At 66.6% G+C, this 13,733-nt stretch carries 12 protein-coding genes; 2 read left to right on the plus strand and 10 right to left on the minus strand.

The window, feature by feature from the left end:
- Position 1: 1 nt before the first annotated feature.
- From ACG02S_RS10420 to ACG02S_RS10465, 10 genes are all read right to left on the minus strand, one after another.
- Positions 2 to 2,203, minus strand: a complete 2,202-nt coding sequence (locus ACG02S_RS10420; protein ID WP_394470391.1) for a TonB-dependent receptor — start codon at positions 2,201 to 2,203, stop codon at positions 2 to 4.
- A 45-nt stretch (positions 2,204 to 2,248) separates the two neighbouring features.
- On the minus strand, positions 2,249 to 4,315 hold the full coding sequence (locus ACG02S_RS10425) for a TonB-dependent receptor (RefSeq protein WP_394470392.1): 2,067 nt from the start codon (positions 4,313 to 4,315) through the stop codon (positions 2,249 to 2,251).
- 123 nt (positions 4,316 to 4,438) lie between these two features.
- A complete protein-coding gene (locus ACG02S_RS10430) occupies positions 4,439 to 4,756 on the minus strand; it encodes a hypothetical protein (protein WP_394470393.1) in 318 nt (105 codons plus the stop codon).
- Positions 4,753 to 5,010 carry a hypothetical protein gene (locus ACG02S_RS10435; RefSeq protein ID WP_394470394.1) on the minus strand — a complete coding sequence of 86 codons (258 nt, stop codon included), beginning with the start codon at positions 5,008 to 5,010 and terminating at the stop codon, positions 4,753 to 4,755. Before ACG02S_RS10435 ends, ACG02S_RS10430 begins: the two co-directional genes overlap by 4 nt.
- 160 nt (positions 5,011 to 5,170) lie before the next feature.
- Positions 5,171 to 5,614 carry a copper uptake system-associated protein gene (locus ACG02S_RS10440; protein WP_394470395.1) on the minus strand — a complete coding sequence of 148 codons (444 nt, stop codon included), beginning with the start codon at positions 5,612 to 5,614 and terminating at the stop codon, positions 5,171 to 5,173.
- 14 nt (positions 5,615 to 5,628) lie between these two features.
- Positions 5,629 to 7,545: a TonB-dependent receptor gene (locus tag ACG02S_RS10445; protein WP_394470396.1), complete on the minus strand. Its 1,917-nt coding sequence runs from the start codon at positions 7,543 to 7,545 to the stop codon at positions 5,629 to 5,631.
- Positions 7,546 to 7,578: 33 nt separating this feature from the next.
- Positions 7,579 to 8,463 carry a DJ-1/PfpI family protein gene (locus tag ACG02S_RS10450; RefSeq protein WP_394470397.1) on the minus strand — a complete coding sequence of 295 codons (885 nt, stop codon included), beginning with the start codon at positions 8,461 to 8,463 and terminating at the stop codon, positions 7,579 to 7,581.
- A 10-nt stretch (positions 8,464 to 8,473) separates the two neighbouring features.
- Complete coding sequence (locus tag ACG02S_RS10455) at positions 8,474 to 10,630, minus strand: TonB-dependent siderophore receptor (protein WP_394470398.1); 2,157 nt, start codon at positions 10,628 to 10,630, stop codon at positions 8,474 to 8,476.
- 58 nt (positions 10,631 to 10,688) lie between these two features.
- Positions 10,689 to 10,913 carry a hypothetical protein gene (locus tag ACG02S_RS10460; protein WP_394470399.1) on the minus strand — a complete coding sequence of 75 codons (225 nt, stop codon included), beginning with the start codon at positions 10,911 to 10,913 and terminating at the stop codon, positions 10,689 to 10,691.
- A 206-nt stretch (positions 10,914 to 11,119) separates the two neighbouring features.
- Complete coding sequence (locus ACG02S_RS10465) at positions 11,120 to 11,506, minus strand: DUF2946 domain-containing protein (RefSeq protein ID WP_394470400.1); 387 nt, start codon at positions 11,504 to 11,506, stop codon at positions 11,120 to 11,122.
- A gap of 609 nt (positions 11,507 to 12,115) precedes the next feature.
- On the opposite strand from ACG02S_RS10465, the gene ACG02S_RS10470 reads away from it, so the two are divergent.
- Positions 12,116 to 12,424 (plus strand): helix-turn-helix domain-containing protein, encoded by a 309-nt coding sequence (locus tag ACG02S_RS10470; RefSeq protein WP_394470711.1) that lies wholly within the window; start codon positions 12,116 to 12,118, stop codon positions 12,422 to 12,424.
- Positions 12,424 to 13,719: a type II toxin-antitoxin system HipA family toxin gene (locus ACG02S_RS10475; RefSeq protein WP_394470401.1), complete on the plus strand. Its 1,296-nt coding sequence runs from the start codon at positions 12,424 to 12,426 to the stop codon at positions 13,717 to 13,719. Before ACG02S_RS10470 ends, ACG02S_RS10475 begins: the two co-directional genes overlap by 1 nt.
- The last annotated feature ends 14 nt before the right edge of the window (positions 13,720 to 13,733 follow it).

Genomic DNA, 13,733 nt, shown 5'->3' on the forward strand with positions numbered 1-13,733 from the left:
CTCAGAACCGGGCCAACAGCGACACCTCGGCGCTGCGCGGCGCCCCGAGGTAGATATTGGTCGTGGGGTAGCCCGAGTACTCGCCGTAGAACGCGTTGGTCAGGTTGCGCCCTCGCAGGGTCAGCGTGGTGCTGCGGGACAACTTCCAGGCGACGGTAGCATCCAGCGTCGTGTGGCCGTCTACACGGATGGTGTTGGCCGTGTCCGTGAAGAAGCCGGATGCGTGCCGCACAAAGCCGCTGATGGACACCGGCAGATCCGGCACCGTGTAGCTGACGAAACCGTTGGCGGTCGTGACCGGCGTGTTGATCGGGCGATTGCCGGTCCGCACGGCACCGCCAGCCTCCACCAGCTTGTCGTAGACAGCGTCCACCACGCCGACGCCTGCACCGAGCGTCCAGCCTGCGCCCAGATTGGCCGCGGCGTTCAGCTCCATGCCGCGCGAGGACTGGCTGCCGCCTTGCACGGTCTGCGAGGGGTTGGCCGGGTCGCGGGTCAGGATGTCGTCCTGGCGGATGTAGTAGACCGCGCCCGTCAGCGACAGCCGCCGGTCCGCCGTCATCGTCTTGAAGCCGGCCTCCGCCGAGCGCCCCTTGGTGAGCTTGAAGCCGGTGTTGACGATGGATTGCAGCAGCATGGTCGACACCGGCGCCGTGGCCGACGTCACCTGCGCATAGATCGACGTGGCAGGCGACAGGTCATAGGTGCTGCCCACGCGCCAGGACAGCGGGTGGTACTGCGGGTTGGACGTCTGCACCGTGTTGGGGGTCACGTTGAAGTTGGTGACACCGCGCTTCAGGTCGATGTCGTCCCAGCGCAGGCCGGCGACCAGCAGCCACCCAGGCGTGAGGTTCAGCGCGTTCTCAGCGAACAGGGCGCGAGTGTTGAGCTTGGAGTCGAAGTTGACGTTGCCTACTGTGTAGGCGCTGTCAGCGGTCGGGAAGCTGCCCACGACGGGCGCGTAAAGGTCTACTGCGGCCAGCGCGCTGGTGCCGGAGCTTTGGCGCAGGCTGGACAGGTCGGTGTGGTTGAGCTCCACGCCCGCCGTGAAGCGGTTGCGCAGGCCTGCGAGCTCGCCGGCCTTGGACAGCGCGGTGCGCGCGTTCCAGAACTGGTGGTCGTGATAGAAGCGCTGCACGGTGCGCGAGAAGCTGCCGTTGGGGAAGCCCGTGGTGGGCGCGACGAAGGTCTGCGTGTCGCTCAGCACAAAGGCGCGGTCGGCCTTGTAGGCCGTCAGGTCCGTCCCGAGCGACCAGCCACTGCCAAGCTGCCAGTCGATCCGGCTGCGCACCGTAGTTTCGTCGGCGCTGGAGTAGGCGCCGTCGGGGTTGTAGTTCTGGTGGCGCAACGCCTTGTCGATGACCAGGCCGTTGGCGCTGCGCAGGATGCTGCTGGGGTCCTTGGCGACGGCGGCCTGTACCAGCGGCACGCCCTGGTAAGTACCGTCGTAGCGGTCGGCGTAATGATCCACCGCCACGAGGACGCTCAGGTCGCGGCTGGGCTTGAACAGCACGCTGGCGGTCAGCCCGCGCGAGCGGGTCTCGTTGCGGTCCACGTCGTAGAGGCTGTCCGACTGCAGCTGGCTCGCGTCCACGCGCACCGCCGCGTTGTCGGACAGTTGCAGATTGGCGCCAGCCGCCAGTGTGCTGGTGTTGAAGCTGCCGTAACTGGCCAACGCATCGACATGCGTGCCGTCGAGTGTCGGCTTACGCGTTACCTTGTTGATGACGCCGGCCAGCGCTCCCTCGCCGTGGAGCACGGAGGCCGGGCCCTTGAGCACCTCGATGCGATCGAAATGCCAGGTGTTGGTGTCGCGCTGTACGACGGTGGACGTGGATACCCGCACACCGTCTTGCAGGATGGACACGGCATTGCCCGAGAAGCCCCGCATCATGACGGCGGCCGGGTTGCCCGGCACGTTGCCGGCAATCACGCCGGGGATGTCGGCAAAGGCCTCGCGGGCGGTGCGCAGGCCGCGCACCTGCAGGTCCTCCTGGGTCAGCGTCTGCACGGTGGCCGGTGTCTCGCGAGCCGTGAGGCCCAGCCGGCTGGCTGCGGCGGGTGTCTCCTCAAGCTTGAGCCGGTCACGTGCGCCGGAGACCTCCACGCGGCCCAGCTGTTCGTTGGATGTCCCTTCGTCAGCGAAGGCGGGCGTGTTCAGCATCAGGAGTGCTGCGGAGATGGCAGAGAGTGTGAACTTCATGAAATGGATCGGATGGAGAAGTAGGGATCGGCGCGAGCAAGCTGCTCAAAAACGCCAGTCGGCGCTCACGTAAGCACTGCGGCCGTCAGCAGGCGAGTAGCCCGAGGAGCCGCTGTCATACCAGGCGTAGACGTAGTGCCGGTCGGTCAGGTTCTTGAGCTGCAGCTGCAGCGACAGCTGCGGCGAGACCTTGTATTGCGCGCTGGCGTTGAGCACGAGGTACTGGCCTGCGCGCGGCTGGCCATTGGTTCGCTCCAGGTAGTAGGCACCCTGGCCATTGCCCCACAGGGACAGCTTCAGGCCTTCGCCGACCTGCTGCTCCCAGCCGCCGCTGACCAGGTAGTGCGGCACGTTCTCGATCTCCTTGCCGGCAGCGAGCGGTGCGCTGGGGTCGGGCGTGACGATGCTGGCCTTCTGGCGCGAGTAGGCCACCCAGGCGCGCGCGCCCGGGATCAGCTGTACGTTGAGCTGCAGGTCCACACCGCGGCGCAGGGTGCGACCCACGTTGCCATTGCCGCCGGCATCGGGCAGGCCGTCCACGCCCAGCACCCGGGCCACTTCGCCGGTGGCGCGCTGCTCCCAGTAAGCCAGCCGGCCTTCCAGCACGCGCGAGGGCTGCCACTTCGCGCCGGTTTCCCAGCCGGTGTTCAGCGAGGGGCGCAGATTGCGTGTCTGGGTCTGATAGGCATCGATGCCGCTGCCGATCTGGAAGGTGCGACCCCAGTTGGCATAGACGCTGGCTTGCGGGCTGACGGCATAGATCACGCTGAGCTTGGGCTGCTTGACCAGGCCGTAGTCGAACATCTTGTAGGTCTTGACGGCGAGCTGGTCGTGGAACTGCCCACCGAGCCGCTCCAGGCGCAGCGCGGGGATGATGGTGAGCGCGGGCACGGGGCGGATCAGTGCCTGCACATAGGCGCCCTGGCTGTCCTGGTTGAAGTCCCAGTCGCGGAACTGCGAGCTGCGCGCGCGGTTGACCGTGCGGTAGCGCTGGGCCTCGTTGTGCTGCCACTGCGCTTCCACGCCGCCTTCCAGCACGAACTCATGGGCCCAGCTCACCGTGGGCCGCCAGCTGGCGCTGGCCAGCAGGCCGTGATGGCGTTCGTCGTTGTCCCGCTCCTGCTGCACGCCTGCCGCCGAGAAGCGCACGAAACGCTGGTTCTCGTAGCGGTTGCGATAGGCCTTGACCGTCCAGCTGCCGGCGTCGCCCCAGCGGCCGTCCAGGTGCAGGGCGACTTGCGACGTGGTGCGCTCGCCCTGGTCGGCCACTGCGTAGTCGGGCGACGAGCGCGGCGACTGCTCGGCCTGCTCGCGGGTCAGGTAGCCTGACTCCAGCGCCTCGTTGTTGAAGTAGCGGGCGCTCAGGCCGGCGCGCCAGCCCAGGTCGCTGCGGGTGTAGAACCACTTGCCGGACAGGGCGAGCTTGCGTGCATCCGCATGGTCGCGGTAGCCGCCGGAGTCGCGCCAGCCGACGAAGTAGTTCTGGCTCCAATCCCCGGCTTCGCAGCCCTTGGCCAACTGGATCTCGCGGGTCTCGAAGCTGCCCAGCGTGAAGCTAGCCTGGCCGTCGTTGCCGCCCTGGCGGGTCTGCACATCAGCATTTCCGGCGATGTTGAAGAGGCCATAGCGCGCATCATTCGTGCCGCGCACGATGGCGATGCGGTCGATCTCCAGCGGGAACACTCCATCCAGGTAGGGCATGCCGCCCGCGTTGTCGTTGCTGGGTACGCCGTCGATCAGCAGCTTGACCGCGTTGACCCGACCCTCGCCGTTGAAGCCGCGAAAGCTGAAGCGCCCCGCATCGGTGCCTTGCTTGAACTGCGTCACCTGCACGCCGGGCGCGCGCGTCAGCAGCTCCCAGCTGTAGTCGACATGCTGATCTTCCAGCAGGCTGGCGCCCAGGACGTCCACAGAGCTGAAGACGCGACGCACGTCCAGCGGCCCGGTGCTGCGCGTCTCGACGCGCACAGTGCCCAGCGTCAGGACGGCATCCTGCGCAGCAGCGGGTTCATTGGCGGAGGCCGCGGCCGGGGTTTGTGCGTTGGCCTGTGCGATCAGGGTCAGCGTGGCCAGGGTGATCAGGGTTAGCGATGTCGGAGTACGGGCGAGCATGAGGGAGAGTGGAGGTCGACAGAAATCGGGCGAGAGAGGCAACGAGGTGGTGGATCGGTTCAGAGCTACCCGCGCCGACTGGAGCCGAGGACGTAAAAGGGAAATTTCGGGAGTCGAGTGCGCTCAAGGAAGTCTGGTCGCCGGACCGCCGAGTCGGTCTTCGTGTCCAGCGTCAGGCTCAGCCGATGGGCGCGAGGGGCCTGCATCGCCGTCATCCGCCTGGCGGCCGGCGAGTGAGTCTTCGCGGGCGAACTGCTGCGGCTGAGGCCGTTCAGCCGCCACTCGCTGCGAGCCAGGGGCAGCGGGAATCGGATCGGGCTTGGCAGCAAGATGCTCACCGACCCACAGCGACGCCTCGAAGAGGCCCAGAACGGCCAGCAGGTGGGCGGCAAGAAACCAGCGGATCCGGTTGGCCTTGGCGACATCCGGGGTCGGCTTCATGTGGCGTCCAGTTCGGCCCGGCGCTGAACCTGCAGTTCATCCTTGCGGTGGCCTTGGCACTCGCAGTCGCGCGCGTCCACGGGGGCGGGCATCACAACGGCCGGCGGGGCGGCCACTGGCAAACGCGGACGAATCTGGCCCGTGGCCAAGAGATAGCCGGTCCAGGTGGTCCACAGCACCATCGCGGTGGCCGTGGCGAGGCCGAGTTGCAGGGTGAGCGCCGTGAGGCGATTCGTGAGGTGATGTGAGTCCATGTTTGTTGCTGATCAGTGCTGGCGCCGCATTGAAGGGCGCCTGCGTAAGTAGCGACGTCACGGGTCGTGTCTGGCGCAGTGACAGCCACCGACGGTCAGCGGCAGGACACTGTTGCGATCCATCGTCGGGACGCTTGCGCAAGTCACGGCGTCGTGCAGTTCAGTGCGCCGGATGGCCGCCGTGAGCGTCCATGCGCATCAGGCCTTCGAAGGTCGCGAACTTGGCGCGGTGGCTGGCGGGCAGCCGTGCCTCGGCTGCGGCCAGAGCCTTTGCCAGGGCCTGGGCATCGGCTGCTGGCATGCCGGTATCGGCCAAGGCCTGTGCCTGACGCAGGCCTTCGCCGCCGCAGACAATGATCTGCCAGCCCTTGCCATCGCGCCGTAATACGGCGCGGCCACCGCGCTCGCCCTGCGTCCAGCCTGCCACGGCGTGCGCGCCCTGCACGACGATGGGGTCCACCGTCAGTCGGGCCTCGGGCTTGTCGAAGTTGTGCCTCAGCAACTGGCGGATGGCGGCCTGCTCGGCCGTGTCCGCCGACCAGGCGGGCGCGGCGGCCAGGGCTAGCGCGGCACACAGGGTCAGTCGTCGGGTCAGTAAAGTCATGAGGATCTCCAGGGTCAGAGGCTGAACTGCAGACCCAGTTGGCCGGAGCGCCCCGGCATGGGGTAGCCGGGGCGGTAGGCGTAGCGCTGGTCGGCCAGGTTTTCCAGCGCAACGAAGACCTCGCCGCGCGGGCCCAGGGCCGGCAACGTGTAGGCCGCGCGCAGGTTCCACACGCCGAAGCCGGCCACGCGCGATGGGTTGGGAGCCCCGTCGGCGCGCGCCTTGTTCAGCACGGCCATGCGGCTTTGCGCCTGCGCGTCGGCACTGACACGCCAGGGCCCGTCCCGCCAGGTCAGGCCCAGCGCCAGGCTGCGGCGGGGGGCATAGGGCAGATCGGCCAGCGTGCTGTCCAGCAGCGTCAGGCCGGCAAAGCTGCTCCAGGCGGGGCTCCACTGCTGTTGCCAGGTGGCCTCGGCGCCGCGCACGCGGTAGTTGCCCAGGTTGGTGAAGCTGGGCATGGCCACGGCCGGCGGGAAGGCGAACACGTAGCGCTGCTTGAGCCGGTCCTCGAACACTGCCATGTCTATGGCCGTGCCGGCGAAGGGCTTCCAGGCCAGGCCGGCCTCGACATGGTCCATGCGCTCAGACTGCAGGCTGCGCCAGCCCTGTGGCGATGCGCCGGCCAACGGCGGCACGATGGCGTTGAGCAGCGCGGCGTCAAGGCCGGGATGATTGAGGCCGCGCGATGCGTTCAGGCGCAGTGCGAGCGTCGCGGTCTCCACCACGACACCGGCATGCGGCGCGCTGCTGTTGCCAAACACGCTGTGGCGGTAAAGCCGCACGCCGGCCGAGGGCGTGGCGCTCCAGCCGTTGCCCAGTTCCACGCGCTGGGCCAGCGCAGCGTAGGGCGAGGTCAGGCGCAGCGTGCTGCTGTCAAAGGCGGTGAAGCCGTCGAAGGCGACGCTGCCCCGCATGCGGTCCACGTCCAGGCCGGCCACCAGCTCGCCGCCCGCCCAGGGCTGCAGCTGTTCGCGCCAGCGCAGGCCGGAGAGCTTGAACGTGCTGTGCGTCAGTGAAGCGTTGGGGTTGGCCCAGTCGCTGTCACCGTGGTTGCTGTAGAGCTGCAGGCGGCCCTGGCTGCTCACGTGGCGGTGCTCCAGCGACAATGCATTCAGCACGCCACGGGTGTCGAAGGTACCGGTGCGGCTGGCGGGCGTGCCCTCCTCGCCGGGGTCGCTGACACGGTTGTCGGCGCCCAGCAGCAGCAGGCCCAGGCGCCAGTGGGCGTCCAGCCGCTGGCTGGCGTTGATCATCAGGTTGGACAGCCTGCCGTCCGCGGCTTCGCGATGACCATCGGAGCGAGCGGCGCCCTGGGACAGCAGCAGCTCCGTGCCGTCGTGGCGCCAGCCCAGCGCGGCCTGTTCGGTGACCGTCGAGAAGCTGCCAGCGGTCAATCGCCCCTCGGCCCCCAGGCCCTCGCGGACGGCGCGCTTCGGGGTCAGCTCAATGGCTGCGAAAGTGTTCCCAAAGCGCTGCGGCTGCGGGCCCTTAAGCACGCCGATGCCCTGCAGGCCGTGCACCGGCAACAGGTCCAGCAGGCTGTGGTTCCACACGCCCATGTAGAAAGGGATGCCATCCACGTAGGTCTTGATCTCGCTGCCCGGACGGCTGGCGCCCATGCCGCGCACGTATACGGCGCCGCCCTCGTCGCCGCCGAAGCTGCCCACGGGGTTGAAGCGCGACACCGTCACGCCGGGCGTGCGGCGCAGTGCCGAGGAAAGGTCCAGCGCGTTCAAGTCGCGCACTTGGGTCTCGCTCACCTCGGTGGCAAGGCTGGCAAAAGCGTCGACGCGCAGGGCTTCGACGACCGGACGGCCGACGACCTGCACGGGCGGCAACACCGCGTCAGGGGAAGCCTGGGCTTGGGCGCCGGGCATGACAAGGCTCAGGGCTGCCGTGGCGGCCAGGCCGAGGCGAAAGGGAGGGGTCATCCGTTTGTCTCCGTCAGAGGTGATGAGGCGGCTTCAGCGCGCCGCCTTGGCCTTCTCCAGCTTCTCGATCAACGGATTGACCCCGGCGTCGTACATCGCCTTCATCATCCATTCGACGAGCCAGCCGGTCTTCTCGGGCGTGCCGCCCTGGATGGGCGGGCGAGGGTCGTACTCCATGTCGAGCATCACGCCCTGCGTGTACTTCTCGCCCCAGTTGTCGTTGAGCAGCGCGAGCGACATGTCCATGCCGGCGGTCACGCCGGCAGAGGTCCAGTACTTGCCATCGTTCGTCCAACGCTTCTTGGCCGGGATGGCCTTGTACTTCTTGAGGAACTCTTCCTCGCGGTACCAGTTGGTCACGGCCTGCTTACCTTCCAGCAGGCCGGTGGCGCCGAGGATCCACACGCCGGTGCAGATGGCGCCGGTGTAGGTGGTGCCCTCGTCGATGCGGCGGATCCAGTCCAGCACGCGCTCGTCGTAGGCGGCCTCGATGGTGCCGGTGAAGCCGCCGGGGATGATGAGGATGTCGAGCTGGGAAACATCGTCGATGACCGTGTCGGGAATCACCTGCACGCCCATCACCGTCTTGATCGGGCCCGGCTTGATGCCGATCAGCCGGGTCTTGGCACCCGCTTGGCCGAGCACATAACGCGGGCCTGTGAAGTCCAGGTCATTGACGCCGTCATAGACCAGGATGCCGATCTGCTTGATCGGGTGCTTGGGCTTGCCGAGGATCAGGTCCATCACCATCGAATGGTTTTCGGGCGTGACCTGTTCGGGCAGCTTGGCCTTCAGCTCCGCGTCGGCTGGCGACAGCTTCTCGATCTTGGGCGGCGGCGGCGGGCTCTCGGGCGCTGGCGACTGGCCGCAGGCGACCAGGGCCAGGCACAACCACAAGGCGAGCAGTCGGTTCGTCATGAACTGCCCCTCAGTAGTCCAGCCGCAGCGTGGCCTTGGCCGTGCGCGGGCTGCCCAGCTTGATCCAGTCCTGGACGAACTGGTGGCTGCCGGTGAAGTACTTGCGGTCGAACAGGTTGTCGACGTTGAGTTGCAGCGAGGCCTTGGCGCCCGCCCAGCCGAACTTGTAGGCCACCATCGCGTCCACGCGGGCATAGCCGGGCATCTGGAAGGTGTTGCCGGAATCGCCCTCACGCTGCCCCTGCGAGAACACACCTGCGGCGGTACTCCACTGGCTGTCGATGGCGTAGCGGGCCCACACGCTGCCGGCGTGACGCGCCACGTTGGCAAGCTTCTTGCCCCTGTAGGTAGGGTCCTCCAGCACCTCCGTGTCGGTATAGGCATAGGAGGCGATGACCGACACGCTGCGGGTCAACTGGCCGGACAGGTCCCACTCCAGGCCACGCGAGCGAGCCTTGCCGATCGTGATGGTGTCGTAGCCTGGTGCCGCAGCGATCGGCACGGAGCCGCCCCGGTTGCGCTTGGTCAGCTCGTACAGCGCCACGGTTGAGCTGAGCTTGCCATCGAAAAGCTCGATCTTGTGGCCCACCTCGAACTGCTTGGCGCGCTCCGCCTCCAATGCGACCGGATTGGGCCCCTGGGTGCTTCGCCCGTTGTTGGCAGAGACAGCATCCTGGTACTGCGCATAGATCGACTGGTTGGGCACGAACTGCCAGACGGCGCCCAGGCGCGGCGTGGTGAACGACTTCTCGTTCGGCTCGGTGCCCGGTGCGGCGTAGATGGCGCTGGTGCGGTCGTGGCGAAGAGCGACTGTCAGGGACACCCCGCTGCCCAGCGCAATCTGATCCTGCACATAGACGCTGGTCCAGCGGTTGCGGTCTTCCATGTCCAGGGGTCCGGACATGGCGAGATCGAGTGGCGGCGTCTTGCCGAGCAACGGGTTGTAGATGTCCACCGACGCGATCTGCTGGAAATAGGTCGTGCCGGTCTTGCGGCCGCTGTAGGCGTCGACGCCCAGCAGCAAGTTGTGCTTGAGGCCGCCAGCCTCCAGCTTGCCGATCAGGTCGACATTGAACTGGTCCAGCTTGTACTTGCCGTCCGGCCGCACGTAAAAGTAGTAGCGGCACAGTGGATTGCCGGTGCCGGGGCAGGTCGCGTCGGGCGTCATGCCGGCCATGTAGTCGGCGCGGTAGGTCGCGATGTCCATCTCGGACGTGTCGCTGCGCAGGCTCAGCAGCTTGCCCTTGAGCTGCCAGGCACTCGACAGCCGATGCTCGCCTTCCAGCTTCAGGCTGGTGGTTTTTCCGGAAGACAGATAGGGCGAGTCGTTGAACTGGCGCTCCCAAGGCAGGTCCGCCGGCCGGTTGCCCACGGCGGGGATGCCGTAGTCGGTGCGATAGCGCTGGTCGCTGTAGTCCAGCGTGGCGGTGATCGTGGTCTCGGCGCTGGGCCCCCAGGCCAGGGCCGCCGTGAAGGCACCGAGCTTGTCCTTCACGAAGTCGCGGATGGAATCTGACGTGTAGTAGGACGCGGCCACGCGAGCGCGCAGGCTGCGGTCGTCATTGAGCGCGCCGGAGGCTTCGAGCGCCGTGCGCCACAGGCCGTACTGACCGACCGTCTGCTCCACGCTCAGCGCCGACACCGCGCCGATCGGCTTGGTCACCACATTGACCAGGCCGCCGGGTTCGGCACGCCCGTACAGCACGCTGGCCGGGCCCTTCACCACTTCCACCGACAGTACGTTGGCCATGTTGATGGGCACGCCGGTGACCTTGCTGCCGTCGATGTAGTAGGTCGAACTGCCCGACATGGAGCCCATCGCCGTCATCGAGACGCTGGGGAAGCCGCGCAGGATGGTCAGCGGCATGGCGCTGCCGTTGAAGCCGAAATCGAACTGCACGCCGGAGACATTGCGCAGCGCGTCGCCCAACTGCAGCGCGTTCTGGTCCTCGATGACTGCGCGCGGCACGATCTGCACGCTCTGCGGGCTCTGCAGGTTGGGGGTGGCTGTCCGGTTGCCGGTGGCGGTATCCGTCGCCTTGTAGTCCTCGCGCTGGCCCTGGACCTTGACGGGGGGCAGAACCTGGGCGGTGTCTTGGGACTGCGCCTGGGCGCACAGGGCGAGGCAGGCGAGTGCCAGCGGGGTCAGCGCTTGGAGCCGATTCATGGGTAGGTCCTTGGTAGCGGAAGATGCGCCGGGCACTTGCGGTTGCCCGGCTGCGGATTCAGTGCGTCGCGTGCAAGCTCGTGGCTTGCTCGAAGTGGCAGGTTTGACAGGCCGTTGGGCGACTCGGCGTCGAGCCGCTGTCGCGATTCAGCGACGCGGCTCCGGTCAGCGTCAGTGCAGCGGCGCACGCGGCCAGCGGGACCACTGCCAGGGCGACGAGGGCGCGCAGCGCTCCGCCCAGTTCCTGCCAGTACAGGTCTTCGAGGGGGCGGGACGGTCTCATGGCAGCCACCCCGTGCGGGTCAGCAACCAAGCCAGCAGCGCCAGCGTGGCGCCGACATTGAAGTGCGTCATTGCGCGCATTGCGCGCTCGATCCATGACATGGACGGGCTCCTGAAGCTCACGCAAGGGGCGGGTGCCGCCGTGCGTGATCAACGATGGGGCGCTGACCCGGCGCAGTGCGCCCGCGGCTCAGCGGTCGTTGAGATTCAGGCGTTCAGGGGAGGTGCGCGCGGTTGAGCGCTGGCCCAGGCGAACAGCGTCCGTGGCGCAGCCAGGAACAGTTCGGGGACGTGGAAGGCGAGTGTGTCCAGCGTCAAGCCGGCCAGCGCTGCGGGAGGCAGTCCCAGCACGGTGGTGTGCGTGGAACAGTAGGGGCAGTGCTTCATGGACTGCCCGCCGGACCCTTGATCGGTCGATTTGCCGGGCTCGTCGAGCTTGACCAACTTGGCGCCGGTGGCACTGCAGATCTCAGCCCAGCCGGCAGGCGCATCGCCTCGGAAGGCATGCGACAACGTCGGCGCGAGAGCGCTCAGCAGGATGGCGAAGCACGCGATCCATAACGTGAGGGCTCTGAGGCGGCGGCTGGCCAACATGACGTGCATTCTAGGCGGCGCATGTCTTTGGGGAATGGTACGAAGCCAAGTCCCCGAGGCTGATGAGAACTTGATAGGCTGCACGATCAGCAGAGGCAGCGTCTGCGGAAAGCCACCGCACTCGGCCCACATCGCCGAAGCGGAGCGTCACCGCCAAAAGGAGCCCGACTCTCGGCGCCAGCGTTGGCTTGCTCAGCCAAGTCCGACAGGTTGGCGCGTGCTCGAGTCAGCGGCACGACATCATTGGCTGAGACGCCCATCGCTCTCTCCGGTTGGGCTCAAAAGGCCGAACCGGCCCCCACTGGGATTTGATGGACGCACGTGCTGTCGAAGCAAGTCGCCGAGTTCGTCCTGGGACAGGCCAAGAATGCTCATCCTTCTATCGCCTCCCCAGATCAGTGCAGAGCGGTAGCGGGTAGCTGATCGGCGGCTTGGCGCCTCCCTCGGAAAGAGCTTTCTCGTGAGCCGAAACTGCCCAGGATCGCAATATTCCAAGTAGGCGTCATGTCAAGCCTGGTCCAAATTTGATGTTTTGAGAGCTATATGGCAGTGAAAATTGTTCTTATAAAGACAAATCAAAGATAGACTTGACCGGTGAAAACGATCCGCATGGCACTTAGATCCCCTGCAAAGCGCACGCCGGTCTTGATCGAGTCGGCGCTTCAGAGGCTTGGCGCCCGCGTGCTCCAAGCCCGTAAGTTCCGGTCTCTCACCCGAGAAGACCTAGCCGGCTTGGCCGACATCTCCGTCTCTACGTTGCGGCACATCGAAGCTGGCTCGGAGGGAGTGGCCATCGGCAACATTCTGCGGGTGCTGCAGAGCATGGGTCTACTTGACCAAGTCGAAGAACTTTTTGACGCCAAGCGAGACCCTGAGGCCATTGCCTTTGCAGAGCGCAAGGCAACGGAGAGCCGCTGATGTCCCTCACGCCTGTCTGGGCCTGGCTGCCTCATCAATCTGAACCAGTCCTTGCTGGCGAGCTGGAGATCGGGCACGGCGCACGCTTCCTTTACTCGAAGGACTACCTAGCATCCGATGCTGCCGTGGCTCTGGATCCCGTCGAGCTCCGCTTGAGGCGCAGTGCCCGAGGCATTCCGATCCAGGCGCCCGATGGTCTCCCTGGCGTAATCCGCGACGCCATGCCGGCCGGCTATGGAGCCGACCGCCTTCGTGCAGTCCATGGGCAAGGCCTTGAGCCGCTGCAGTTGCTGGAGCTGGGCGTGCCAGACAGCGTTGGAGCCATCGAGGTGTGCCATGACATCGAGGCCAAGCTGAAATGGCGCCCGAAAGACCTGGACGATCTCAAGGTGCTGGCCGAAGAGCTGGACGCTGCCGGACCAAGCAGCCGCACGCTGCGACGCTTGGCCGATGATCTGGACACCAGCGCCGGCGGCGAGCGGCCAAAGGCAACGCTCGTTCATGAGGGACAGCTCTGGTTAGCCAAGCTGCAGGACCGTGGCGACAGGGCCGCCATGCCGGCCCGCGAGTACGTCACCATGAAGCTGGCTGAGGAGGTCGGAATTAACGCCGCCCCGGTTCGCCTGTTCACCTTCGGCTCCCACCAGGTGCTGATGGTGAGGCGATTTGATCGCAGCGGCGATCCCATGCGCCCCCAGCGCGCACTCTTCGCAAGCGCTTCGACACTGCTTCGCCTTCCTCCTGCGGCTGCAAGGGGAGACCCCCAACGCTCATACCTGCTGCTGCAAGAGCGGCTGAGCACGTGGGCGAGGGTCAGTCCGTCTGGCCCGTCCCGGCTACCTGAGCAGATCCCTGAGCTTTGGCGTCGGGTGGCTTTCAACGCCATGGTCGGCAACGTTGACGACCATGCAGGCAACACGGCTTGCATATACACAGAACGTGACGGGGAATGGGCATGGGAGCTCTCGCCTGCCTATGACATCACGCCAGCCGCCACGCATATACAGGCGCCGCTTGAGGAGGGGCCGTCTCTGGCGCTTTCCACCGGCACCGACAACTTGGCTCGAACCTCGATCGCGCGCCTGATGGGACTGGCAGAGCGCTTCGGCCTAGATGTCGGCGACGCTCGGTTGTGGCTGCGGGGTGCCGCCACAACCGTTGCAAACAGGTGGGAGGGCATGCTGCGCGACAGCGCTGCGCCGGTCATTGGCGAAGATGCCGGCGTTGAATCGTTGATTGTCAGCGCCAGACCGGCGTTCGCCTATGGCGAGTGGCTAGCACAGGTGTTGCGCTGAGGTCCGATTTAGGT

The organism is Pelomonas dachongensis, from assembly GCF_043555865.1.
GTDB lineage: Bacteria > Pseudomonadota > Gammaproteobacteria > Burkholderiales > Burkholderiaceae_C > Pelomonas > Pelomonas dachongensis.